The sequence below is a fragment of the Nocardioides sp. S5-5 genome (assembly GCF_054954065.1).
The window spans coordinates 4,309,377-4,332,630 of sequence record NZ_CP199913.1 but is presented as its reverse complement, the minus strand read 5'-3'; the positions used below and the strand labels follow the sequence as shown (position 1 = coordinate 4,332,630).

Below are 23,254 nucleotides of genomic sequence, written 5' to 3'. Positions count from 1 at the left end.
GTCAGAGCGGCTTGCGGGCCACGACGTACAGCCGCTCGCTGGTCTCGTCCCGGTCGAGGAGCGGGCCGCGTCGATACCACTCGACATCGACGAGCCCCGCCCGCTCGACGAGCGTGACGACATCGGCCGGCTCGTGCAGGACCACGTCGAGGTCGACCTCGTGCTCGAACCAGGAGTCGTGGTGGCGCACCTCGGCGCCGGCGTGGAGCCCGAGCACCAACAGCCCGCCGGGCCGCATCGGCCGGGTCAGCGCCTCGAGAGCCGTGGGCATCTCGGAGGCGGCGAGGTGGATCAGCGAGTACCAGCCCAGGACGGCCGCCCACCCCGAGCCGTTGACCGGGCGCATGAGGGTGCGCAGGTCGCCGACCTCGTAGACGCCGTCGGGGTAGCGCTCCCGCGCCTGCTCGACCATCTCGGGCGTGAGGTCGAGGCCGGTCGCGTCGGCGCCCGCCTCCGCCAGGTAGGCCGTGACGTGGCCGGGCCCGCACCCGACCTCGACGACGGGCTCGGTGCCGGCGTGCGCGGCGACGCGGTCGAGCAGCCACCGCTCGAAGGGCAGGTGGTCGAGCTCGCCGGTCAGGGCGTCGGCGTACGACGTCGCGACGGCGGCGTAGGACGCGCGCACCTTCGCGTCCCTGGCCTCGGCGCCGCTCGCGAGCACGGCGTCGCGGTCGACAACCGGGGTCGTCGAGCCGGGCGCCGCGGCCGGCACGTCGACGGGCCCGAGAAGGTGGACCCAGCGGGCGTCCTGCTCACGGGGCTGCTTGGGCAGCACCTGGACGAGCGGCTGGTCGCGTTCGGCGAGCCGCCGCAGGCATGCCTCGACGGTGCCGCGGTCGGGAAAGGCGTGCAACCGCTCGGCGCGGGTGCGCAGCGCACCCGGCGGCTGCGGGCCGCGCAGCAGCAGCACCGTGACCAGCGCTCGCTCGTCGTCGGCAAGGTCGAGCAGCACCGCGAGCCTTTGGAGGTACTTGAGCGTGCGCCGCCCGCGGTCGTCCCAGGTGACCGCGACGAGGTCGCGCTGCTTGAGGTCGCGCAGCGTGTGATGCACGAGGTCCTCGTCGTAGTCCACGACCGGCTCGCGACTGCTCTGCTGGTTGCAGGCGGTGCGCACGGCGTTGACCGTCATCGGGTACGACGCCGGCACCGTCACCTCCTTCTCCAGGAGGCTCCCCAGCACGCGCTGCTCCTCGGCTGTCAGGACGGGCAGGTCGCTCACGGCATGGAGCCTAGCGACAGGCGACCAATGCAACACGTGCGGCTGAGCGAGCCCAGCTAACGCCAATACCGTTCAGTTAGCCGCGCGACGGAGATGGTTGTGGTGTTGCCGGGTTGGGGCCAGGTGGCGTGGGCGGCGCGTTTGACGTGCCACTTGGTGTACTTCCTCTTCACGACGCGCGGTGCTGCCCGTCGTCGCCGCTCTGGGTTGAGTCGTCGCAGCAGCCGGCGTAGGAAGTCCAGCCAGCCGGGACTGTCTCGCCCATGCTGGTCAGGGGGGAAAGGCGCCCGGGTGGGCGAGGGTCTGGCGGGTGATCCGTAGCGCGGCAACGAAGCTGACCCGGTCGGGATCATGCCCGGAGTGTGCGGCGGCTTCGGCCATCAGCGAGCGGATCGCGAAGTGGCAGCACAGGTGGCCCCAGATCTCCTGGAGCACCAGGTCCGGCGACTTGGATCGCAGCACAGTCCTCGGGCCGCGTTGGTGGGTCTTGAGCTCGTCGAAGGTCGACTCGATCTCCCACCGTTGCGCGTAGGCCGCGGCCAGATCGGTCGCGCTCGCCTCGCCCGGGTCCACGATGGTGGTGAAGAGCCGATACGACGTGGTGTTCTCGCGGCCGTCGTCGAGGGTGTAGTCGATGACGCGCACTCGCATCGGCTCCGCAGCCCGCGCGGCCTTGGAGTGGGTCTGTTGTAGGTCGGCCAGCCAGGAGCCGTCGGGCAGGTCTTCGACATGGACCGGCTTGGGGGCGGATTTGTCGGTGCGGATCCGCCACAGCAGGTCCGCCCCGGTCGCGATTGCCTTGCGCCACAGGGCGTAGGAGAAGAACCCGCGATCCGCGGTCAGCAGCATCCCTGGCGCCAACCGGTCCACGAGACGATCAGCAAAGACGGCCTCGGATGTCGAGTAGGTGCCGACCTCGGCGGCGAACACCGCGTGCGTGCCACACTCGGCCAACGCGACCACGCGAGCCTGGGGGAAGGCTGCCTGCTCGCCCTTGTTCACCCCCGGCCGGCCGAAGTGCTCGGCATTGACTGCCGTGTCGGCGACATCGAGACACGTGCCGTCGATCGCAACCAGCCGCCGACCGGCGAGCCAGACTCCTGGCATCTCATCGGTGCCGATCGGCTTGGCAACCCGCTCGAACAACTCCTTCAGCGGTTCAGCGCCCAGCCTGGCCCGGGCCTGGAAGATCGCGGACTTGCTCGGCGGGGAGTACTCCTCGGTCCAGCCCGAGGCCCACGAAAGACCATCGGTCAACTGAGCCAGCACGTCCTCATAAGAGCCCTCCGAGTACAGCGCCATCCCGATCGAGAAGTACGCCATCACCCGCGCCGGCAACGACCGATGCCGACGCTCGGTCCGCCCCACTTTGGCGATCACATCGTCGACCAACTCCGGCGGGAACACCCGCGTCAGCACCCCCACCGACACCAGATCAGACAAGCGTCGCTCGGTCTCCGGCTTCCTCCATCCAGCACGCGGCATGCCACCAAACTACACCGTCGTAACCTTAACTGAACGGTATTGCAGCTAACGCAGCTTCAAGCACCCCGAGGTCACCGGCTCCCACCCGATCGCGGCGTGCTCGGCGACCCGCTTGTCGAGGCCGACGGCGATGTCGGTGGGCCAGGGCGCGGTCTTGCGGTCGGCGATCTCGACGCACAGGAGGATCTCCTCGAACACGCAGGCCACCCGCTGGTTGGTGTCGTCGAGCACGAACACCAGCGCGTGAGCCGCGCGCTCGGAGCGGCCGAGCAGCCGCACCCGGACCGACATCTGGTCGCCGGTCTTGAGCTCGTGCAGGTAGGTCAGGTGGTGCTCGGCCGACAGGCAGGCGAAGCCGCTGAGCACCGGCCAGTTGAACGGGATCCCGATGTCGTAGAGCGACTCGTCGAGGCCTTCGCTGCCGATGCCGAGATAGTGGCGGACGTTGAGGAAGCCGTTGCTGTCCTCGAACGCGCTGGGGACCGGCTGGACCGCGTAGGCGGGCAGGGTGACGAGCTGGTCGTACATCGGCTGCGTGCTCATGCTCGGACCCTACTGAACCCGGATCGGGATTGGGCGGTGCCCCACACGCGGCGTATCCTGAGTCGACAGATCCACTGCGTGTATCTACCTCGCGCCGGCTCGACCGGCGGTCCAAGGCGGCACCCGACCCTTGGGACGAGGACATGCTCGATCACTCCCCGACACTGGTGCGTGCCGCCGGTGCGTCGTACTTCCCGATCGCGCTCGTAGCCCGGATGCCCTACGCGATGATGGTGGTCGGGGTGCTCACCCTGGTCGTCGCGGGGCGCGACTCGCTCGCCTTCGGCGGGCTCAACTCGGCGGTCGTGGGCCTCGGCGCGGCGAGCGTCGGGCCGCTGCTGGGCGCGGCGGCGGACCGCTTCGGCCAGCGCCGGGTGCTGCTGGTCAGCGGGATCGCATCGTCGACGGCACTCGGACTGATGGCATGGGTGGTCTACAGCCCGCTGCCGGCCGCGGCGGTGCTGGCGGTGGCCTATCTGGTGGGTGCGAGCGCACCGCAGATCGCGCCGATGTCGCGTAGCCGGCTGGTGCAGATCATCGGCGCCCGGATCGCGCCGGGGCGCCGCTCGCGTACCTTCGACGCCACCATGGCCTACGAGTCGGCGGCCGACGAGATCGTGTTCATCGTCGGCCCGTTCGTGGTCGGCATCCTCGGTACGACGCTCGACCCGTGGGCGCCCGTGGCCGGTGCCGCGCTGCTCACGCTGGTCTTCGTCACCGCCTTCGCGCTGCACCCGTCGGCCCGCGCCGCCGCGGGTGCCGACGAGCAGGCGGCCCCGCCCGCGCCGGCGCGAGCCATCGCCCGGCCCGCTCTGCTGGCCGTGGTCGCCGGCATCTTCGGTGTCGGCCTGTTCTTCGGCTCGATGCTGACCGCGCTCACGTCGTTCATGGCCGACCGCGGGGGCGCCGAGTCCGCTGGTCTCGTGTACGGCGTGATGGGCATCGGCTCCGCGACCTTGGCCCTCGGCGTGGCCCTGTTCCCGGCCGCCTTCTCGCTGCGCGCCCGCTGGCTGGTCTTCGGTGCCACCATGCTCGCCGGCGCCGCGCTGCTGCCGTTCGTGTCCTCGGTCGCCGCGATGTGCGCGGTGCTGCTGCTCATCGGCTGCGGCATCGGCCCGACGATGGTGACCCAATACAGCCTCGGCGCCCTGCGCAGCCCGGTCGGCCGGTCGGCCACCGTGATGACCATCCTCGGCTCGGCCGTCATCGTCGGTCAGTCGCTGGCCTCGGCCGTCACCGGCAGCCTGGCCGACCGCTTCGGCACCTCCGCCGCGCTGGTCGTGCCGATCCTCGCCGCCGCCGTGGTCGTGGCCGCCGGCGCTGTGAACGCGCTCCTGCCGCATCTCCAGGCCGCCGACCCGGCGCAAACTGACTCGTCAGGCACACCGACCCGGCTCGAACTGGCGTCGTAGGCGGGCCGACCCGGCTCGAAACTGCACCGGCTCGGCGCCGACCCGGTGCATTTTCGAGCCGGGTCGGCGCGCCTGCAGAGTCAGTTTGCGCCGGGTCAGCGGGGCTCGTACGTTCAGATGAGCCGGGTCGGCGGTCAGAACAGGTCCGGGACCGTCCAGCCGTCGAGGTCGTACTCGCCGAGGAACTCGTCGGCGAAGCCCTTCATCTGGTCGACGATGCCGCGGTTCTGGGCGGCGAAGAGCAGCTCGGCCTTCACGTTCTCGTGGTTGCCGGAGTAGTTGCGCTCGTACAGCTCGTGCCGGCCGCCGAACTCGGAGCCGATCGAGTCCCACAGCGCCTTCATCACCTTGACCCGGTCGACGGCGGTGATGCCGTTGGAGCCGCGGACGTACTTGTCGAGGTACGGGCGCACCTCGGCGGACTTGAAGTCGGCGGAGCCGGACGGCAGGTAGATCAGGCCGGAGGCGACGTCCTGCTCGATGATCTCCTTGACCCGCGGGTAGCCGTGGATCATGAACATCCGGTAGGTCAGGCCGTACTCCAGCTTCGGGATCACCGCGTCGCCGATCCACGGCTCGGGGTCGCGCGCCATCGACTCGGTCAGCGACCAGAACAGGTTGCGCCAGCCGATGACCTCGCCGACCCGGGTCTGCACGCCGCGGAAGTCGCCGGAGCCGGTGGTGTCGAGGGCCTTCATGAGCAGGCCGGCGATGAAGTCGAGCTTGACCGCGAGCCGGGTGCAGCCCTGGAAGGTGAACCGGGGCAGGAAGCCGGACTGCGGGAAGAACGCGTTGATCCGGTCGACGTCGCCGTACATGAAGACGTTCTCCCAGGGCACCAACACCTTGTCGAAGACGAAGATGGTGTCGTTCTCGTCCATCCGGCTCGACAGCGGGTAGTCGAACGGGGTGCCGTTCTGCGCTGCCTGCTGGGTGTACGACGTCCGGCAGATCAGCTTCACGCCCGGCGCGTCCATCGGCACCGTGCAGATCAGCGCGAACTGCTTCTTGCGGATCGGCAGGCCGTAGTGGGCGATGAAGTTGTAGTTGGTGATCGCCGAGCCGGTCGCGACGACCTTGGCGCCGGAGACGATCAGGCCGGCGTCGGTCTCCTTCTCGACCTTCATGTAGACGTCGCCGACCTCGTCGGGCGGCAGGTTGCGGTCGACCGGCGGGTTGATGATCGCGTGGTTCCAGTAGAGGACCTTCTCCTGCGACTCGCGGTACCAGCGCTCGGCGTTCGCCTCGAACGGCGCGTAGAGCTCCTTGTTGGCGTGCAGGGTGCCGAGGAAGCTGGCCTTGTAGTCGGGGCTGCGGCCCATCCAGCCCCACGTCATCTTCGCCCAGCGGGCGATCGCGTCGCGCTCCTTGAGCAGGTCGGCCGAGGAGGTCGGCGTCTTGAAGAAGGGCATCGTCACGCCGCCGTTGCCGGTGTCGGTGGGGACGGTGAGCTCGTCGACGTGCGGGCCGGTGTGCAGGGCGTCGTACAGGCGGGCGGTCATCCGGATCGGGTTGCGGAACGCCGGGTGCGTGGTGACGTCCTCGACCCGCTCGCCCTGCAGGTAGATCTCGCGGCCGTCGCGGAGGCTCTCGATGTACTCGTCGCCGGTCATCGGCCGGGACGCGAAGTTGGTCTGCTGGTTGGCCGGCGAGCCGGCGGCGGGGTTGACGGTGGGCGCGTCCGTCTCGGGGGCGAGGGTGTCGGTCATCGGGAATCTCCTCAGTAGTGGGTGTCGGCCGGCACGAGCGCGCCGAACCAGCTGGTGTGGGGGTCGTCTTGGCAGCCGAGCCAGACGACGTCGGACGAACGGCGGCCGATCTGGTGGAAGGCGCTGTCGTGGAAGAGCAGCGGGCGACGGTCGGTGCTGACGACGTCGACCACCTCGCCGAGGAACAGCAGGTGGTCCCCGCCGTCGTCGGTGCGGTGCGCGCGGCAGGTGAGGGTGGCCGCCGTACCGCGCAGGGAGGGCGCGACCGAGCCGTCGCACCAGGGCAGCGGGTCCGCGCTGGGGCGGCCCGCGAAGTGCATCGCGACGTCGACCTGGTCGGCGGCGAGCACGTTGACGGCGAAGGACGCGCCGTCGAGGTACGCCGCCGCCTTCGACGTCCGGGTCAGTGCCACCTGGACCAGCGGTGGGTCCAGGGAGATCGGTGTGAAGGCGGTGACGGTCGCGCCGTGGTGGGCGCCGTCGGGGGTGCGGCAGGTGATGACGGTGACGCCGGTCGCGAAGCGACCGAAGGTCGAGCGCAGCGTGCGCGGGTCCATGGCTCCTCCTCGTCGTCGCGACCCCGTCGGTCCCGGGGTCAGGTCGGGTGGACGGGGACGCTAGGCCGGTGCGGGGGCCGCGGCGATCCGTTCCGCGAACGCGCTGTCCCGAATGCGCAGCGAGGTGGATCGAGTGCGTTTTCCGGACACCGGTGCGCCGGTAGTGTGATGGGCGTCACCGGGAAGGGGGTGAGCGAAGTGACGGGAACGCTGACCGCGTCGTCCCACGAGCTCGACGCCTTCTCCGCGGCCGTCGCCCAGGCCTACTTCCCCCACGACCTGGCGATCAAGCGGCGGCCGGCCGGCCCGGCCGACCTGCGCGCCGTCGACCTCGGCCCGGTGCGGCTGGCTCGGATCGGCTGGGGCTCGGAGGTCTCCGTCGAGTCCGACCACCCGGGCGCCTGGGCGGTCAACGTCCCGCGCAGCGGCGTGCTCGAGGCCAATGTCGGCGGCCATCACGTGCTCTCCCTCGACGGGCAGGCGACCGTCTGCCCGCCCGACGAGCAGACCCGGATGACCCGTTGGTCGGCCGACTGCTCGATCGTCGGGATGCGGGTCGAACGGGCCTATCTCGCCGAGGAGGTCACCGCCCTCGTCGGCCTCACCACCGACCGGCTGCCCGCCCAGGTCGACCTGCGCACCGACGGCGGTCGCGCCTGGATCGGCCTGCTCGCCTCGATCGGCACCGAGGCGCTGCGCAACCCCGCGCTCGCCCGCGACGAGCGGGTCGGCCGCCGCCTGGCCGCCACCCTCACCGCCGCGTTCGTCGCCGCCTGCTTCCCCGAGGAGCCGGGCTGCGGCACGATCCGGCCACGGATCGTGTCCCGCGTCGTCGAGGCGATGGAGACCGATCCGTCGCGCGACTGGACCGCCGCCGAGCTGGCCGCCGAGTCGGGGGTCGGGATCCGCCGGCTGCAGCAGGGCTTCCAGCGCTACCTCGGCCGCACGCCCACCCAGCAGCTGCTCTCGATCCGGCTCGAGCGGGTCCACGCCGACCTGCTCGCCGGAGGTGTCGACAGCGTCTCCGAGGTCGCCATGCGCTGGGGCTTCGCCCACCTCGGCCGGTTCGCCGCCTCCTATCGTGAGCGGTACGGCGTGGCGCCGTCGGTCACCCTGCGCGGTCGCTGACCCCGGACGACACGGGGCGCGTCAGCGGGTCCGGGCGGCACCGGCGCGGCGTTCGAGGAGGGCGCGCTCGTCGCCGTTGCGGGTACGACGGGCCGCCTCGGCGAACTCGTCGGCCGCCTCGGCGTGCCGGCCGGCCCGCTCGAGCAGGTCGCCGCGGACGCTCGGCAGCAGCGGCGAGTCGCGCAGCGCGTCGTCCGGCACTGCCGCCAGGACCGCGAGGCCGGCGTCGGGACCGGCCGCCCTCCCGTGGGCCACGGCGCGGTTGACCTCGACGACCGGGCCGGGAGCGGCGGCCGCCAGGACGTCGTACAGGCGGGCGATGCGTGGCCAGTCGGTGGCCGCGGCGGTGTCGGCCTTCGCGTGCTCGGCGGCGATCGCGGCCTGCAGGTAGTAGCGCCCGACCGGCACCCCGCGCGCGGCGATCTCCTCGGCCCGGCGCAGCGCGGCGAGGCCACGGCGGATCAGCAGCCGGTCCCAGCGACCGCGGTCCTGGTCGTCGAGCAGCACGGGCGCGCCGTCGGCGTCGGTGCGGGCCGGCAGCCGCGAGCCCTGCAGCTCGAGCAGCGCCTGCAGACCGTGGACCTCCGGCTCGTCCGGCGCGATGCCCGCGAGCAGGCGGGCCAGCCGGATGCCCTCCTGGGCGAGGTCGGGGCGGGTCCAGTCGTCGCCCGCCGTGGCGACGTACCCCTCCGTGAAGACGAGGTAGGCCACTGCCATCACGTCGTCGAGCCGCTGCGTGCGTTCGGCGCCGGTCGGCAGCTCGAGCTGCGCGCCGGCCTCGGTCAGGGTCCTCTTGGCGCGCGAGATCCGCTGGCCCATCGTGGTGCTGGGCACGAGGAAGCCGCGCGCGATCTCGTCCGTCGTGAGCCCGCCGACCAGGCGCAGGGTGAGCGCCGCGCGGGACTCCGGGGTCAGGGCGGGGTGGCAGCACAGGAAGACCAGCCGCAGGACGTCGTCCTCGATGTGGTCGATCTGGGACTCCAGGTCGGGCATCGGGCTCACCTCCTCGGCCGCGTGCGCGATCTCCTCGGTCTTGCGACGCAGCGTCGCGGCGCGCCGGATCTGGTCGATGCCGCGGCGCTTGGCGGTGGTCATCAGCCAGGCGCCCGGGTTGTCGGGTACGCCGGTGCTCGGCCACTGCTCGAGAGCGGCCACCAGCGCGTCCTGCGCCAGGTCCTCGGCGAGCTCGACGTCGCGGGTCATCCGGGCCAGTGCCCCCACCACCCGCGCCGACTCGTGCCGCCAGGCAGCGGTGATCGCGTCAGCGGTGGTTCCCTCGGCCATGCGGCCAGCCTAGGGCTGGCCGCACGACATGGGCGATCAGGCGTCGGCGGGCTCGGGGGCCTCGTCGGAGATCTGGCGGAGGGTGGCGACCATCTGGCACTCGGGCCAGTGCCTGGCGTGCAGGGCGGCGAACTCCTCCTGGTCGGCGATCGCCTCCTGGAGGGTGTCGTACTGCAGCAGCGCCCAGCCGCCGACGGCCTCGCGTGCCTCGGCGTACGGGCCGTCGACCCGGGTGACCTCGCCGGTGCGGACCACGAAGTTCACGGCGTCCTCGAGCCCGAACAGCCCGCCGCCGTCGAGGAAGTGGCCCTTCTGCGCCTGTTCGCCGATGTAGGCGTCCATCGCGTCGAACAGCGCCTGCGGCGGGTTGCCCTGTCCCTCTTCCATCCGCACGAGTCCCATGAAACGCGGCATCTTCATCAGTCCTTCGGTTCGTTGGTGGTGATTGCGAACCTACGTCGAACGGCCGGTCGGGCGTTCGACATCGACTGTGAAAAAGGTTTCGTCGAGTAGCCCGAGCAGGGCGATCCCCGAAACCACGTCACCCGGTCTCGTGACGCCCTCTCTTCGGCCGGCCTCAGACGTTGCGGCGGTACTGTCCGCCGACCTCGAAGAAGGCCTCGGTGACCTGGCCGAGCGAGCACACCCGGGCGGCGTCCATGAGGGCGGCGAAGAGGTTCTCGCCGGTGGTGGCGACCTCCTTGAGCCGGGCGATGGCGGCCGTGGCGTCGTCGGTGTGGCGGGACTGGAAGTCGCGCAGCCGCACCAGCTGCGACTCCTTCTCCTCGGTGGTGGCGCGGGCCAGCTCGATCTCGTCGGGCGTGCCGTCGCCGGCCTCGGGCGCCCGGAAGGTGTTGACGCCGATGATCGGCAGGGTGCCGTCGTGCTTGCGGTGCTCGTAGAGCATCGACTCGTCCTGGATCCGGCCGCGCTGGTAGCCGGTCTCCATGGCGCCGAGGACGCCGCCGCGCTCGGAGATGCGGTCGAACTCGGTGAGCACGGCCGACTCGACGAGGTCGGTGAGCTCGTCGACGACGTACGAGCCCTGGAGCGGGTTCTCGTTGGAGGCCAGGCCCCACTCGCGGTTGATGATCAGCTGGATGGCCAGCGCGCGGCGCACCGACTCAGCCGACGGGGTGGTGACGGCCTCGTCGTAGGCGTTGGTGTGCAGCGAGTTGGCGTTGTCGTAGATCGCGATCAGCGCCTGCAGCGTGGTGCGGATGTCGTTGAAGTCCATCTCCTGGGCGTGCAGCGATCGGCCCGAGGTCTGGACGTGGTACTTCAGCTTCTGGGAACGCTCGTTGGCGCCGTAGCGCTCGCGCATGGCGACGGCCCAGATCCGGCGGGCGACCCGGCCGATCACGGTGTACTCGGGGTCCATGCCGTTGGAGAAGAAGAACGACAGGTTGGGCGCGAAGTCGTCGATGTCCATGCCGCGGGCGAGGTACGACTCGACGTAGGTGAAGCCGTTGGCCAGCGTGAACGCGAGCTGGCTGATCGGGTTCGCCCCGGCCTCGGCGATGTGGTAGCCGGAGATGGAGACGGAGTAGAAGTTGCGGACCTGCTGCTGGATGAACCATTCCTGGATGTCGGCCATGCAGCGCAGCGAGAACTCCGTGGAGAACAGGCAGGTGTTCTGGCCCTGGTCCTCCTTGAGGATGTCGGCCTGGACCGTGCCGCGGATCGACTTGATCGCCTCGTACGGGTCGATCCCGCGTTCGCGCGCCTGGTCCATCGCGGTGTTGAGGTAGAACGCCAGCACCGTCGGGGCGGGGCCGTTGATCGTCATCGACACCGAGGTCGTCGGGGAGAGCAGGTCGAAGCCGTCGTAGAGGGCCTTCATGTCCTCGAGCGTGGCGACGGAGACGCCGGAGGTGCCGACCTTGCCGTAGATGTCGGGGCGCTCGTCGGGGTCGCGGCCGTAGAGGGTGACCGAGTCGAAGGCGGTCGAGAGGCGGGTGGCCGGCTGTCCCTCGGAGAGCAGCTTGAACCGCTTGTTGGTGCGGAACGGGTCGCCCTCGCCGGCGAACATGCGGGCCGGGTCCTCGTCGGCGCGCTTGAACGGGAACACGCCCGCGGTGAAGGGGAAGTGACCCGGCAGGTTCTCGCGGCGCCAGTAGCGGACCAGCTCGCCGTGGTCCTCGAGCCGGGGTACGGCGACCCGCGGCACCCGGTTGCCGGACAGCGACTCGCGACCCTTGGTCGCCGTGTCCTCGTCGTAGGACGCCACGACGCCCGGCCACGCCGCCAGCTGGTCGCGTACGTCGAGCGGCAGGTCGTCGTTGGCGCGGGCGGCCGCGGCGGCGAGGTCCTCGAGCTCGGCGAGCTCCTCGGAGACGGCGGTGAAGCGCTGCGCGCGGCGGGCCTTCTCGACGAGTACCTCGGTCTCGGCGTGGTAGCCGCGGACGGTCTCGGCGATCTCGGCGAGGTAGCGGACCCGGTCGGCGGGCAGCACCTGCTGGATGCGGGTGGACTTCTTGCCCTCGACCGGGGCGAGCATGCCCTCGCCGACGGCGAGGCCCTTGCCGACGAGGAGGCCGCGCAGGTGCTGGTAGAGCGCGGTGACGCCGTCGTCGTCGAAGGTCGCCGCCGAGGTGCCGAAGACCGGCATGTCGGCGGGCAGCTTGCCGAACGCCTCGCGGTTGCGGACCATCTGGCGCCCGACGTCGCGCAGCGCGTCCTCGGCGCCGCGGCGCTCGAACTTGTTGATCGCGACCGCGTCGGCGAAGTCGAGCATGTCGATCTTCTCCAGCTGCGACGCGGCGCCGAACTCCGGCGTCATGACGTAGAGGGAGGTGTCGACGTAGGGCACGATCGCCGCGTCGCCCTGACCGATGCCGGGGGTCTCGACGATGACCAGGTCGAAGCCGGCGGCCTTGATCACGGTGAGCACGTCGACCAGGTGCTCGGGCACCTCGTGCGCGCCGCGGGTGGCGAGGCTGCGGAAGTAGACCTGGTTGCGGTCCAGGCCGTGGCCGGTCAGGTCGAGGCTGTTCATCCGGATCCGGTCGCCGAGCAGCGCGCCGCCGCCCTTGCGCCGGGTCGGGTCGACGGCGAGCACCGCGACCCGGACCTTGTCCTGCTGGTCGACCCGCAGGCGTCGTACCAGCTCGTCGGTCAGGCTGGACTTGCCGGACCCGCCGGTGCCGGTGATGCCGAGGACCGGTACCGCGCGCCCCTCCGCCGCCTCGGAGAGCCGGTCGAGCAGGTCCTGGTCGAGCCGGCCCAGCTCGGCGCCGGTGATGGCACGCGCGAGGGCGGTGCGGTCGCCGCTGAGAACCTGCTCGGCCTTCACGCTGCCGGTCTCCCACAGGTCGGTGTCGCACGCCTCGACGACGGTGTTGACCATGCCCGGCAGGCCGAGTCGCTGGCCGTCCTCGGGCGAGAAGATGGTGACGCCCGACTTGCGCAGCCGGGTGATCTCGTCGTGGACGATGACGCCGCCACCGCCGCCGACGACCTGGATGTGGCCGGCGCCGCGCTCGCGGAGCAGCTGGGTGAGGTACTCGAAGTACTCCACGTGACCGCCCTGGTACGACGACACGGCGATGCCCTGGACGTCCTCCTCGATGGCGGCCTCGACCACCTCGGCGACCGAGCGGTTGTGCCCGAGGTGGATCACCTCGCAGCCCTGGGACTGGAAGATACGCCGCATGATGTTGATCGAGGCGTCGTGGCCGTCGAACAGGCTGGACGCCGTCACCAGGCGGACGGGGTGCTGCGGGACATGCAGGGCGTGCTCGGGCATCGATCCTCCAAAACTCCTTGGACCTCCGATAGTAGGACGTCCAAGTAATCTGGAAAAGTCCTCGGATGGTCTCAGCCCCGTCCACGGATCGAGGCCAAGCGAGGCTAAGGTCTGGGTCGTGCCTGAGAACCGTCTGCCGTTCGACCCGATCGACCGTGCCGGCGACCTGTGGGAGGAGCACTTCGGCGACGCGACCGCGATGCGGCTGGCGACCTCGGTGATGCGGGTCCAGCAGCTCATGATCAGCGCGCTCGACGCCGCGCTGAAGCCGTTCGGGCTGACCTTCTCCCGCTACGAGGTGCTCGTGCTGCTGCTGTTCAGCCGGCGCGGCTCGCTGCCGCTGAGCAAGATCGGCGAGCGGCTGATGGTCCACCCGACCTCGGTCACCAGCGCGATCGACCGGCTGGAGGCCCAGGGCTTCGTCGTCCGGGTTCCCGACGAGGACGACCGGCGCCGTACCCTCGCCCGGCTGACCCCCGAGGGCCGGGCCACGGTCCGCAAGGCCACCAAGGCGGTCACCGCGATCGACTTCGCGGTGACCGGCCTCAGTGGTGACCAGCAGGCCGATGCCTACGACCTGCTCCGCCAGGTCCGCCAGGCGTCCGGCGACTTCGCGGACTGAGCTACTTCTTCGACCTGCTCTGGCTCACCTGCGTCGTGACGGTGACCTGGGGTGCGCCGGAGCCCGCGGCGGTGTTCTTCACCTTGAACTTCAGCTTGCCCGGGGTCAGCTTGGTCACCTTGATCACCAGGTAGGTCGAGCCCTTCTTCGTCTTGACCTTGAGGTGGCGGCCCTTGACGGCGACGACCTTGCCGTGGCGCACGATCCGCAGCTTCTTGATCTTGAACGCGTCGAGCGGGCTGGTCCAGGTCAGCGTGAGCTGCGCGGAGCGCGACTTGCCCTTGATCTTCACCGAGTGGCCCTTCGCCTTGCCGATGGCGATGGTGTCCACGAACGTCTTCGGCGGCGTCTGGCAGGTCAGCCGGGTCTGGATGTCGTTCATCACCGACTGCAGCGTCTGCGCGTCGGGAAGCGCGTAGTAGATGCCGCCCGTCTCGTTGGCGATCTGCTGCAGTCGACCCTGGTCCGCGACGCCGGCCAGGCCGGGGCTGAAGCCGATGACGTAGGTCGGCGTCTGGGGCGGAGCGGGGTTGAGGTGCGTGTTCAGGTAGGTCCCGCTGTTGTGCCCGCCGTCGGTCAGGAAGATCCGGGCCACGGCGCCGGGGTTGACCGCCCGGGCCGAGTTGAACGCGAGGTTGTAGTCGGTGGACCCGTTGTCGGCCTGGACGACGGCGTCGAGGGCGCCCTTCATGGCCGGGCCGCCGGCGCCGACGGGCGCGGGCGAGAACACGGCGGCCGCGGTGGTGCCGAACTCGTTCGCGCCGAGGATCGTCGTGGGAGCCAGGGCGTCGATCAGGAGGCCGATGGCCTGGACCCTGAGCCGTCCGGGGTCGGTGCTGGACATCGACCCCGAGTCGTCGATGATCGCCTGGATGTTGGCGGCGGGCACGCAGGCCGGGGCGGCCTGTGCGCCCGCTGTCGTGCTGGCGGACGCCGTGGGTGGCGCGACGAGTGCCGCGGAGACCAGTCCCCCCGCCAGGCCCCATGCCACCACTGATACCGGAACTCGCATGCTGATCCCCTTCGCTCGGACGTTTCCGCATCGTCCATCGCGTCGAAGGGCCGGAACATCACCGAAATGCGGGGTTATCCGGGACCAAGAGGCACCACCTACGGACGGAACCTCTGGTCCCATGGGTCGAGGACCCACGGAGCGTCTCAGTAGACGGTGATCCGCAACGCCCGCATCTTGGCGTAGAGGGTGGTCCGGGAGATCCCGAGCGCCTGGGCGGCCTTCACCTTGTTGCCGTCGTGCTCGCGCAGCGCCTCGACGATGACGGTCCGCTCCGCCCGGTCGATCGGGGCGAGCGGGCGCGACGGCGCCTGGGTCCGGTAGGCCTCCGGCAGCTCGTCGACCACGACCGCGCCGGCACGCCGCCGTCGTACGACCTGCTCGACCACGGCCCGCAGCTCGCGCAGGTTGCCCGGCCAGGCCTGGGTGGACAGCGCGCCGAGGGCGCCGGGGGTGAAGTGGAGGGAGGGGTCGGCGCCGAGGTCGACCAGCATGGCCCGGACCAGCTCGGGGATCTCCTGGGGGCGACTGGCGAGCGGGGTGAGCAGGCGGCGCTCGGTGCATTCCCCGGCCAGCGCCGCGGCGCGGCCGGTGAGGCCGTCGAGCGGGCCGCTCACCAGGACCAGGCGGGGCGCCCGGCGCTCGGCGAGGTGCGAGGCGACGAGGTCGACGAGGTCGTCGGGCAGCAGGTCGATGCCGTCGATGCAGACCGAGCCCTGGCCGGCGCGGACCAGGGCGCCGAAGTTGCGGGCCCAGGCGTCGGTGCCGTCGAGCAGCGCGGACGCGGCGCTGAGCACGGTCACCGGCTGGACGTCGGCGAGGCGGCGCGCGGTGGTCGAGCGCCCCGAGCCCGGCGGTCCGGAGACGAGCACCGGTGCGTGCGTCAGCGGCACGTCGACGACGGTACGCCGTGACCGCGGCTCCCGGAGCGGCTCGACGTGGAGGAGCGCACCGCCGCGCGTCCCGCCGACGCGGGCGGCCTCGACCCGGACGGCGATGCCCGACTCCAGGGTGAGGTCGATGGCCGCCTCGTCCCGGACGTCGGAGGCGAGCATCCGCAGCAGGGCGATGTCGGTGGAGCCGAGCAGGTCGGCGGCCGCCTGGTTGGACATGAGCAGGTCGTGGCCGATGGCGATGACGGCGCGGCGCCGGGCGCCGGCGGCCTGGAAGGCGGCGAGGAGCTGCTTGTCGGAGAACCGGCTGCCGTCGAGCAGCCGTTGCTCGATGTCGGCGACCGCGCGCGCGACGAGCGGCGGCAGCAGCGGGCTGGCGTCCGCCATCAGCGCGGAGATGTCGAGGACGCCCTCGATCCGCCGCGTGGTCGGGTGGAAGATCGGGTGCCCGTAGCAGCTGAACCGCCGCAGAGGGACGGCGAAGTGCTCGCGGCCGTTGACGGTGATGCTGGTGCGCGTCTCGAGCACGGTCCCGAGGGCGTTGGTGCCGACGGCCTCCTCGAGCAGCGAGGCGCCGACGTCCACCCCGAGGTTGTCGAACGCCCGCCGCGAGCCGTTGTCGCCGCACCAGCGCTGGGCGACCCGCCCGTCGCGGTCGACGAGGAGGGTGCAGAACATCGTGCCCTCGAGCTGCTCGTTGAGCTCGTCGAGCACGGGCGACGCAGCGGCCTGGAGCGGGCCGGACGCGTCGACGTCGACGTACGTCAGGTGGTCGAGGGCGGAGGAGGGGTTCAGCCCGGCCAGCTCGGCCCGCCGCCACGACTTGGCGATCGGGTCGCGGAGGGCATCGGTCTCCGTGGTCACGCGGTGCCTCCCTGGGTCCGGTCCCTGTGGCCGTGGTCACAGTATGCGGATCGTGGTTGGTACCGGGTTGTCCAGTTTCTGAACACTCGGCCGGGGTCGGTCTTGCGAGCGTGTCGGGCATCACGTCCGAGCCGTCCACGCCCCACAGGAGAACCGATGAAGACCAAGGCCGCAGTCGTCTACGAGACCGGCAAGCCGATCGTGATCGAGGAGCTGACCCTCGACAAGCCCCGCGAGGGCGAGGTGCTGATCCGGTACACGCACGCCGGGTTGTGCCACTCCGACGTCCACATCGCCCACGGCGACCTGGAGGCCCGGCTGCCGATGGTGCTCGGCCACGAGGGCGCGGGGATCATCGAGGAGGTCGGCCCCGGCGTCACCCGGGTCAAGGTCGGCGACCACGTCGTGTGCTCGTTCATCCCCAACTGCGGCACCTGTCGCTACTGTGCCAACGGCCAGCAGTCGATCTGCGACATGGGCGCCACCATCCTCGAGGGCTACCTGCCGGGCGAGCGGTTCCCGATCACCGGGCCGGCCGGCCAGTACGGCGCGATGTGCATGCTCGGCACCTTCAGCCAGTTCGGTGTGATCCACCAGAACTCCTGCGTCAAGGTGGACGACGACCTGCCGCTGGAGAAGGCCGTCCTGGTCGGCTGCGGCGTCCCCACCGGCTGGGGCGCCGCCGTCAACACCGCCGCGGTCAAGGCGGGCGAGACCGTGGTGATCATGGGCATCGGCGGCATCGGCATCAACGCCGTCCAGGGTGCGGCCCTCGCCGGCGCGAAGAACGTGATCGCGATCGACCCGCTCGCCAACAAGCGCGAGAAGGCGATGGAGCTCGGCGCCACCCACGCCTTCGAGTCCGCCGAGCTGGCGATGGAGACGATCACCAACCTGACCCGCGGCCAGATGGCCGACTCCGCGATCCTCACGCCGGGCCTGATGACCTCCGAGATCGTCTCGGACGGCTTCAACGCCGTCGGCAAGGGCGGCAAGGTGGTGCTCACCGGCCTCAACAAGCTGGAGGAGACCAACATCCAGCTGCCCGGCTCGGTGCTCACGCTCTTCCGCAAGGAGCTGCGCGGCAGCCTGTTCGGCGACTGCAACCCGACCGTCGACATCCCGCGGATCCTCGGGCTCTACCAGGCCGGCGACCTCAAGCTCGACGAGATCCTCACCCGCACGTACACGCTCGAGGAGGTCAACGAGGGCTATGACGACCTCCTCAACGGCAAGAACGTCCGCGGCGTGGTCGTCCACGAGCACTGAGGACCGATGACTGCTGTGCTCGCGGCGCTGGCGGTCGTCGACCGCGCGCGGGAGACCGAGCTCCTCGAGGCGGCGTTGGCCAGTGGCGCCCACGTCGTCCTCGAGGGGCCTCCCGGCACCGGCAAGACCACCCTGCTGCGCCGGGTCGCCGCCGGCCGGGACCGCTCGTTCGCCCTCGTCGAGGGCAACGCCGAGCTGACCCCGGCCCGGCTGGTCGGCCACTTCGACCCCGCCCTGGTGCTCAGCCGGGGCTACCAGCCGGACGTCTTCGTCGACGGGCCGCTGCTCACCGCGATGCGCGCGGGCGGGCTGCTGTACGTCGAGGAGCTCAACCGGGTCCCGGAGGAGACCCTCAACACCCTGCTCACGGTGATGTCGGAGCGCGAGATCGCCGTGCCCCGGCTGGGCGCGGTGCGCGCGGCGCCGGGCTTCGCGGTCGTCGCCGCGATGAACCCGTACGACGCCGTCGGCACCGCCCGGGTCTCCTCGGCCGTCTACGACCGCACCTGCCGGATCGCGATGGGCTACCAGTCCGCCGACGCGGAGGCGCAGATCCTCGCGCAGCGGGCGCCGGTGCCCTCCGAGGAGTGGCGCGACCGCGCGGTCGCGCTGGTCCGGGCCACCCGCGAGCACCCCGAGCTGCGCGTCGGCTCGTCGGTGCGCGGCACGATCGACCTGGCCGGCATCAACCATCAGCTGGCCCGCTCCCGCGGCGTCCCCGAGGACGACTGGCAGGCCGGTCTGGACGCCGCGCTGGTGGCGCTGAGCGGGCGGGTGCGGGTCGACGAGGCCTCCACCCGGCCGCCCGAGGAGATCATCACCGAGCTCTACCGCACCCATTTCGGCGACCCGGCGCAAAGTGACCCCGCAGCAGACGCCGACCCGGCGCAAAGTGACGCGGGAGAGGGGCCGAGCCCGGGGGAAGCCTGAGCCCGCCCCCGCTGGGGGCGGGCGACACCCCACCCTCGGCCTCCCGGCGGGGCCGCCCCGAGCGCACCAACGGCCGCGCCGAGCTGGCCCGCAACCCGCGCTTCGCGGAGCTCTCGCCGGAGGTCGGCGAGCTCGACGTCGAGGCCGTGGAGGCCGCCGTCGCCGAGGACCCGGACGGCGTGCTGCCGCTGCTCGCGCTGATGAGCCGGGCCACCGATCCCGCCCTCCGGGCGCGGGTGCAGGCGCTGGTCCCGCGACTCGTCCTGGAACGGGCCCGCAGCGGCCCGCACGGCCGGATCGGCGCCGGCCGACTGCGCCCCACCCGGGCCGACCGCGGCGGGGACCTCGACCTGGACGCCTCGCTGGAGGCGGTCGCCGTCGCCCGGGGCGAGGGGCGCCCGCCGGCGCTCGACGAGCTCACCGCCTCGGTGTGGGAGCGGCCGGCGAGCGCACTGTGCCTGCTCGTCGATCGCTCCGGGTCGATGGACGGCCAGCGGCTCGTCACCGCGGCCATGGCGGCCGCGGCCTGCGCGCTGCGCTCGGCCGAGTCCGGTGGCGAGCTCGCGGTCGTGGCCTTCGACCGCCGCGCCGAGACCGTCGTCGCCCTCGGTACGGCGAGCCCGGCGCGTCGTACCGTCGAACGGGTGCTGGGCCTGCGTGGCCACGGCATGACCTCGCTCGACGCGGCCCTGCGCGCCGCGCGTGAGCAGCTCAGCGGCGCCCGGGCCCGGCGCCGGATCACGGTGCTGCTCTCCGACTGTCGGGTCACCGACGACGTCGACCCGCTGCCGGCCGCGCGCGGCCTCGACGAGCTGCTCGTCATCGCGCCCGGCTCCGACGACGAGGAGGCGCATCGCTTCGCCCGCGCGGCCGGGGCCCGGGTCGCGTCGCTCGACGTCCTCGCCGACCTGCCCGTCGTCCTCGACCGGCTGCTCGCCCCCTGAATGTCCAGAAGCTGAACACCGGTCGCCCCGGTGCCGGACGACGCTCGCACACACCCACCCCATTCCAACGGAGGAACCATGACCGACCTGCTCGTCCCCACCGACCACGCCGTGCTCCCGGCGGTCCGCGACTGGCTCGCCCGCCCCAAGGGCCTGTTCATCGGCGGCGCCTGGGTCGACGCCGCATCGGGCCGCACCTTCGAGACCCGCGACCCGGCCACCGGCCAGGTTCTCACCGAGGTGGCGTACGGCCAGGCCGAGGACGTCGACCGCGCCGTCCGTGCCGCGCGCACCGCCTTCGAGGGCGAGTGGGCGCTGTGGACGCCCGCCCAGCGGCAGCGACTGCTGTTCAAGATCGGCGAGGCGATCTACGACCACGCCGAGGAGCTCGCCCAGCTGGAGTCGCTCGACAACGGCAAGTCCGCCGCGGTCGCGCAGGCCGTCGACATCACCTGGGTCGCCGAGCTGTTCCAGTACTACGCCGGCTGGGCCACCAAGATCGAGGGCCGCACCATCCCGGTCTCGGTCCCGTGGGCGCCCGGCACCCAGTGGCACGCCTACACGCTGCGCGAGCCGGTCGGCGTCTGCGGCGCGATCGTGCCGTGGAACTTCCCGCTGCTCATGGCCGCGTTCAAGGTCCCGGTCGCGCTGACCTGCGGCAACACCGTCGTGCTCAAGCCCGCCGAGGACACCCCGCTCACCGCGCTCCGTCTCGCCGAGATCATGGCCGAGTGCGGCCTGCCGGACGGCGTCTTCAACGTGGTCACCGGGTACGGCGACGCCGGCGCCGCGCTGGCCGCGCACGACGACGTCGACAAGATCGCCTTCACCGGCTCCACCGAGGTCGGCAAGCTGATCGTCGACGCCGCCAAGGGCAACCTGAAGAAGGTCTCGCTGGAGCTGGGCGGCAAGAGCCCCCAGGTCGTGTACGCCGACGCCGACCTCGACCTCGCCATCCCCGGCACCGCCTCGGGCTTCCTGTTCAACCACGGTCAGACCTGCACCAGCGGCACCCGGCTGCTCGTGGAGGACCGGATCTTCGACGAGTTCACGGCCGGGGTCGCGGAGGTCGCGGCCGCCAGCAAGCTCGGCCCCGGCCTCGACCCCACCGCCACGGTCGGCCCGCTCGTCTCGCAGACCCAGCTGGACCGGGTCCTCGGGTACGTCGACGCTGGGCTGCGCGACGGCGCCCGGGCGCTGACCGGCGGCCGGCGCCACGGCGACACGGGCTACTACGTCGAGCCCACCGTCCTCGTCGACGTCGACTCCTCGTTCAGCGTCTACCGCGAGGAGATCTTCGGCCCCGTCGTCGTCGCCACCCCGTTCAACGCCGAGCAGGGCGTCGCCGCCGCGGCCAACGACACGCCGTACGGGCTGGCGGCGTCGGTGTGGACCCGCGACGTGAGCAAGGCGCACCGCACAGCCCGCCAGATCAAGGCCGGCACGGTGTGGATCAACTGCCACAACGCCTTCGACGCGGCGATGCCGTTCGGCGGCTACAAGCAGTCCGGCTGGGGCCGTGAGCTCGGGGCGTCGGCCATCGACGCCTACACCGAGCAGAAGTCGGTCAACGCGCTGCTGGCCTGAGGACCCCTCGTTCGGGGGTGTCCCGGCGAGCCCCCGAACGAGGAGAGTGGAACCATGAGCAGCACCCTGCGTACCGCCCGTGACCTGCTGCGCGACCTGCGCGCCGACCACGCCGCGGCGGTGGCCCGGTTCGAGTGGCCCGACGTCGGTCCCGGGTTCAACTTCGTGCATGACTGGTTCGACGGGTACGCCCGGGGCAGCGACCAGCCCGGCCTGGTGATCGTCGAGGAGGACGGGCGGCGGGCGTCGTACTCGTTCGGCGACCTGGTCACCCGCTCCGAGCAGGTCGCGGGTCTCCTCGCCGAACACGGCATCGGGCGCGGCGACAGCGTCGTGGTGATGCTCGGCAACCAGGTCGAGCTGTGGGAGTCGATGCTCGCGCTGATCCGGATCGGCGCGGTGATCATGCCGACCACCACCGCGGTCGGGCCGGCCGAGCTGGTCGACCGGCTCGAGCGGGGGTCCGCCCGAGCGGTGATCTGCACGGCCGCCGACGCCGCCAAGTTCGACGAGGTGCCGGGCTCGTACGCGCGGATCGCGGTGGGCGAGGCGCCGGCCGGCTGGTCGTCGTACGCCGTGGCCTACGAGCGGGCCGCCCAGCCCGTCTCGCACCCGGGGAACGCGAGCGAGGACCGGCTGCTGCTCTACTTCACCTCCGGCACCACCTCGCGGCCGAAGCTGGTCGAGCACACGCACGTGTCGTACCCGGTCGGCCACCTGTCGACGATGTACTGGCTGGGCCTGCAGCCCGGCGACGTCCACCTCAACATCTCCAGCCCCGGCTGGGCGAAGCACGCCTGGTCGAACTTCTTCGCGCCGTGGCTGGCCGAGGCGACCGTGTTCGTCCACAACTACACGCGCTTCGACCCAGCGGCGCTGCTGGGCCAGCTGCGCGCCGAGGGCGTGACCACCTTCTGCGCGCCGCCCACCGTGTGGCGGATGCTGATCAACGCCGACCTGTCCGGCGGCCCCGGCGTGCTGCGCGAGGCGATCGCCGCCGGCGAGCCGCTCAACCCCGAGGTCATCAGCCAGGTCGAGAAGCACTGGGGCCGTACCATCCGCGACGGCTTCGGGCAGACCGAGATGACCGCCGCCATCGCCAACACCCCCGGCCAACCCGTCGTCCCCGGCTCGATGGGCCGCCCGCTGCCCGGCGTCCCCGTGGTGCTGGTGGACCCGCTCACCGGCGTGGTCGTCGACGGGATCGGCGAGGGCGAGATCTGCCTCGACCTCGCCGCCTCGCCGCTCACCTTGATGACCGGCTACTAGGGCGACGAGGCCCGCAACGCCGAGGCCATGGCCGGCGGCTGCTACCACACCGGCGACGTCGCCTCCCGCGACGCCGACGGCGTCATCACCTACATCGGCCGCACCGACGACGTCTTCAAGGCCTCCGACTACAAGATCAGCCCGTTCGAGCTGGAGTCGGTGCTGATCGAGCACCCGGCCGTCGCCGAGGCGGCCGTCGTACCGGCGCCCGACCCGGTGCGGCTCGCCGTGCCGAAGGCGTAAGTCGCGCTGGTGCCGGGCTTCGAGGAGTCGGCGCAGACCGCCGAGTCGATCCTGAGGTACGCCCGCGAGCACCTCGCGCCCTTCCTGCGGGTGCGCCGGCTGGAGTTCTTCGAGCTGCCCAAGACGATCTCCGGCAAGATCCGGCGGGTGGAGCTGCGGCAGCGGGAGGCCGAGGTCGAGGGCGCCCGGCCGGTCGGGGAGTTCCGGGACGAGGACTTCCCGGGGCTCAAGGGCTGAACGCGGAGAAGGTCGCGCGGGAGGTCGCGGGAGGTCGCGGGAGGTCGCGGGATTGGTGCGCTGCGTGATCGACTCACGGTGTTGGTTCGGCTCGCTTCGCTCGCATGTCGGGCGCGCTTGTGCGCGTCGCCTTCCTCCGCTGCGCTTGCTGGCGCTCGCTCCGCTCCGTCCAGGCAACGCGGCGCGCCCGACGACATCCAGCCGCACGTGATGCGTGCATGCATCACATGCGGCTGAGTCTCGTCGCGCCGCCCGCCGTTTCTGGACGGAGGAGCGAGCGAGGAACGAGCGAGCGGGGG

At 71.6% G+C, this 23,254-nt stretch carries 20 protein-coding genes; 10 read left to right on the top strand and 10 right to left on the bottom strand.

The window, feature by feature from the left end; translation table 11 throughout:
- Position 1: 1 nt before the first annotated feature.
- The 3 genes from ACUP6Y_RS21020 to ACUP6Y_RS21010 all read right to left on the bottom strand — a co-directional run bounded on the left by ACUP6Y_RS21020 (position 2) and on the right by ACUP6Y_RS21010 (position 3,247).
- The gene (locus ACUP6Y_RS21020) at positions 2–1,219 is read right to left on the bottom strand and encodes a DUF480 domain-containing protein (RefSeq protein WP_462552872.1); all 1,218 of its coding nucleotides are present in this window, start codon (positions 1,217–1,219) and stop codon (positions 2–4) included.
- A 270-nt stretch (positions 1,220–1,489) separates the two neighbouring features.
- Positions 1,490–2,704 (bottom strand): IS4 family transposase, encoded by a 1,215-nt coding sequence (locus ACUP6Y_RS21015; RefSeq protein ID WP_462551601.1) that lies wholly within the window; start codon positions 2,702–2,704, stop codon positions 1,490–1,492.
- A gap of 45 nt (positions 2,705–2,749) precedes the next feature.
- On the bottom strand, positions 2,750–3,247 hold the full coding sequence (locus ACUP6Y_RS21010) for a thioesterase family protein (RefSeq protein WP_462552871.1): 498 nt from the start codon (positions 3,245–3,247) through the stop codon (positions 2,750–2,752).
- A 143-nt stretch (positions 3,248–3,390) separates the two neighbouring features.
- Between ACUP6Y_RS21010 and ACUP6Y_RS21005 the strand changes: the two genes are divergently transcribed.
- Positions 3,391–4,659, top strand: a complete 1,269-nt coding sequence (locus tag ACUP6Y_RS21005; protein WP_462552870.1) for an MFS transporter — start codon at positions 3,391–3,393, stop codon at positions 4,657–4,659.
- Positions 4,660–4,793: 134 nt separating this feature from the next.
- Here ACUP6Y_RS21005 and ACUP6Y_RS21000 read toward each other — a convergent pair whose 3' ends face one another.
- Both ACUP6Y_RS21000 and ACUP6Y_RS20995 read right to left on the bottom strand, forming a co-directional pair.
- A complete protein-coding gene (locus ACUP6Y_RS21000; protein WP_462552868.1) occupies positions 4,794–6,368 on the bottom strand; it encodes a 4-hydroxyphenylacetate 3-hydroxylase family protein in 1,575 nt (524 codons plus the stop codon).
- Between the two features lie 11 nt (positions 6,369–6,379).
- A complete protein-coding gene (locus tag ACUP6Y_RS20995; RefSeq protein WP_462552866.1) occupies positions 6,380–6,925 on the bottom strand; it encodes a flavin reductase family protein in 546 nt (181 codons plus the stop codon).
- Positions 6,926–7,123: 198 nt separating this feature from the next.
- On the opposite strand from ACUP6Y_RS20995, the gene ACUP6Y_RS20990 reads away from it, so the two are divergent.
- A complete protein-coding gene (locus ACUP6Y_RS20990) occupies positions 7,124–8,053 on the top strand; it encodes an AraC family transcriptional regulator (RefSeq protein WP_462552865.1) in 930 nt (309 codons plus the stop codon).
- A gap of 21 nt (positions 8,054–8,074) precedes the next feature.
- On the opposite strand, the gene ACUP6Y_RS20985 is transcribed toward ACUP6Y_RS20990, so the two are convergent.
- The 3 genes from ACUP6Y_RS20985 to icmF form a co-directional block, all read right to left on the bottom strand.
- Positions 8,075–9,337: an RNA polymerase sigma factor gene (locus ACUP6Y_RS20985; RefSeq protein WP_462552864.1), complete on the bottom strand. Its 1,263-nt coding sequence runs from the start codon at positions 9,335–9,337 to the stop codon at positions 8,075–8,077.
- 36 nt (positions 9,338–9,373) lie between these two features.
- Positions 9,374–9,757 (bottom strand): YciI family protein, encoded by a 384-nt coding sequence (locus ACUP6Y_RS20980; protein ID WP_462552862.1) that lies wholly within the window; start codon positions 9,755–9,757, stop codon positions 9,374–9,376.
- A gap of 157 nt (positions 9,758–9,914) precedes the next feature.
- Positions 9,915–13,085, bottom strand: a complete 3,171-nt coding sequence (gene icmF / locus ACUP6Y_RS20975; RefSeq protein WP_462552860.1) for a fused isobutyryl-CoA mutase/GTPase IcmF — start codon at positions 13,083–13,085, stop codon at positions 9,915–9,917.
- 118 nt (positions 13,086–13,203) lie between these two features.
- On the opposite strand from icmF, the gene ACUP6Y_RS20970 reads away from it, so the two are divergent.
- A complete protein-coding gene (locus tag ACUP6Y_RS20970; RefSeq protein ID WP_462552859.1) occupies positions 13,204–13,707 on the top strand; it encodes a MarR family winged helix-turn-helix transcriptional regulator in 504 nt (167 codons plus the stop codon).
- 1 nt (position 13,708) lies between these two features.
- Here the strand turns inward: ACUP6Y_RS20970 and ACUP6Y_RS20965 are convergent, their stop codons facing one another.
- Both ACUP6Y_RS20965 and ACUP6Y_RS20960 read right to left on the bottom strand, forming a co-directional pair.
- Positions 13,709–14,719, bottom strand: coding sequence for a VWA domain-containing protein (locus ACUP6Y_RS20965; RefSeq protein ID WP_462552858.1), 1,011 nt, complete (start codon positions 14,717–14,719; stop codon positions 13,709–13,711).
- Between the two features lie 146 nt (positions 14,720–14,865).
- Positions 14,866–16,476: a sigma-54-dependent Fis family transcriptional regulator gene (locus tag ACUP6Y_RS20960; RefSeq protein WP_462552856.1), complete on the bottom strand. Its 1,611-nt coding sequence runs from the start codon at positions 16,474–16,476 to the stop codon at positions 14,866–14,868.
- Positions 16,477–16,632: 156 nt separating this feature from the next.
- Between ACUP6Y_RS20960 and ACUP6Y_RS20955 the strand changes: the two genes are divergently transcribed.
- From ACUP6Y_RS20955 to ACUP6Y_RS20925, 7 genes are all read left to right on the top strand, one after another.
- On the top strand, positions 16,633–17,745 hold the full coding sequence (locus tag ACUP6Y_RS20955; protein ID WP_462552854.1) for an NDMA-dependent alcohol dehydrogenase: 1,113 nt from the start codon (positions 16,633–16,635) through the stop codon (positions 17,743–17,745).
- A 6-nt stretch (positions 17,746–17,751) separates the two neighbouring features.
- Positions 17,752–18,675 carry an AAA family ATPase gene (locus ACUP6Y_RS20950; RefSeq protein ID WP_462552852.1) on the top strand — a complete coding sequence of 308 codons (924 nt, stop codon included), beginning with the start codon at positions 17,752–17,754 and terminating at the stop codon, positions 18,673–18,675.
- 146 nt (positions 18,676–18,821) lie between these two features.
- Complete coding sequence (locus ACUP6Y_RS20945; protein ID WP_462552850.1) at positions 18,822–19,619, top strand: vWA domain-containing protein; 798 nt, start codon at positions 18,822–18,824, stop codon at positions 19,617–19,619.
- Positions 19,620–19,697: 78 nt separating this feature from the next.
- Positions 19,698–21,206: an aldehyde dehydrogenase family protein gene (locus tag ACUP6Y_RS20940; RefSeq protein WP_462552849.1), complete on the top strand. Its 1,509-nt coding sequence runs from the start codon at positions 19,698–19,700 to the stop codon at positions 21,204–21,206.
- A gap of 54 nt (positions 21,207–21,260) precedes the next feature.
- A complete protein-coding gene (locus tag ACUP6Y_RS20935; RefSeq protein WP_462552847.1) occupies positions 21,261–22,475 on the top strand; it encodes an AMP-binding protein in 1,215 nt (404 codons plus the stop codon).
- Positions 22,476–22,502: 27 nt separating this feature from the next.
- Positions 22,503–22,718: an AMP-binding enzyme gene (locus ACUP6Y_RS20930; protein ID WP_462552845.1), complete on the top strand. Its 216-nt coding sequence runs from the start codon at positions 22,503–22,505 to the stop codon at positions 22,716–22,718.
- 9 nt (positions 22,719–22,727) lie between these two features.
- Positions 22,728–22,955, top strand: coding sequence for a hypothetical protein (locus tag ACUP6Y_RS20925; RefSeq protein WP_462552843.1), 228 nt, complete (start codon positions 22,728–22,730; stop codon positions 22,953–22,955).
- Positions 22,956–23,254 lie beyond the last annotated feature (299 nt).

Bases quoted from the DNA above. Each gene is read 5' to 3' on its own strand.
- ACUP6Y_RS21015 (WP_462551601.1), bottom strand. From the start codon at position 2,704: ATGCCGCGTGCTGGATGGAGGAAGCCGGAGACCGAGCGACGCTTGTCT.
- ACUP6Y_RS21010 (WP_462552871.1), bottom strand. From the start codon at position 3,247: ATGAGCACGCAGCCGATGTACGACCAGCTCGTCACCCTGCCCGCCTAC.
- ACUP6Y_RS21005 (WP_462552870.1), top strand. From the start codon at position 3,391: ATGCTCGATCACTCCCCGACACTGGTGCGTGCCGCCGGTGCGTCGTAC.
- ACUP6Y_RS21000 (WP_462552868.1), bottom strand. From the start codon at position 6,368: ATGACCGACACCCTCGCCCCCGAGACGGACGCGCCCACCGTCAACCCC.
- ACUP6Y_RS20995 (WP_462552866.1), bottom strand. From the start codon at position 6,925: ATGGACCCGCGCACGCTGCGCTCGACCTTCGGTCGCTTCGCGACCGGC.
- ACUP6Y_RS20985 (WP_462552864.1), bottom strand. From the start codon at position 9,337: ATGGCCGAGGGAACCACCGCTGACGCGATCACCGCTGCCTGGCGGCAC.
- ACUP6Y_RS20980 (WP_462552862.1), bottom strand. From the start codon at position 9,757: ATGAAGATGCCGCGTTTCATGGGACTCGTGCGGATGGAAGAGGGACAG.
- icmF (WP_462552860.1), bottom strand. From the start codon at position 13,085: ATGCCCGAGCACGCCCTGCATGTCCCGCAGCACCCCGTCCGCCTGGTG.
- ACUP6Y_RS20965 (WP_462552858.1), bottom strand. From the start codon at position 14,719: ATGCGAGTTCCGGTATCAGTGGTGGCATGGGGCCTGGCGGGGGGACTG.
- ACUP6Y_RS20955 (WP_462552854.1), top strand. From the start codon at position 16,633: ATGAAGACCAAGGCCGCAGTCGTCTACGAGACCGGCAAGCCGATCGTG.
- ACUP6Y_RS20950 (WP_462552852.1), top strand. From the start codon at position 17,752: ATGACTGCTGTGCTCGCGGCGCTGGCGGTCGTCGACCGCGCGCGGGAG.
- ACUP6Y_RS20940 (WP_462552849.1), top strand. From the start codon at position 19,698: ATGACCGACCTGCTCGTCCCCACCGACCACGCCGTGCTCCCGGCGGTC.
- ACUP6Y_RS20935 (WP_462552847.1), top strand. From the start codon at position 21,261: ATGAGCAGCACCCTGCGTACCGCCCGTGACCTGCTGCGCGACCTGCGC.
- ACUP6Y_RS20930 (WP_462552845.1), top strand. From the start codon at position 22,503: ATGGCCGGCGGCTGCTACCACACCGGCGACGTCGCCTCCCGCGACGCC.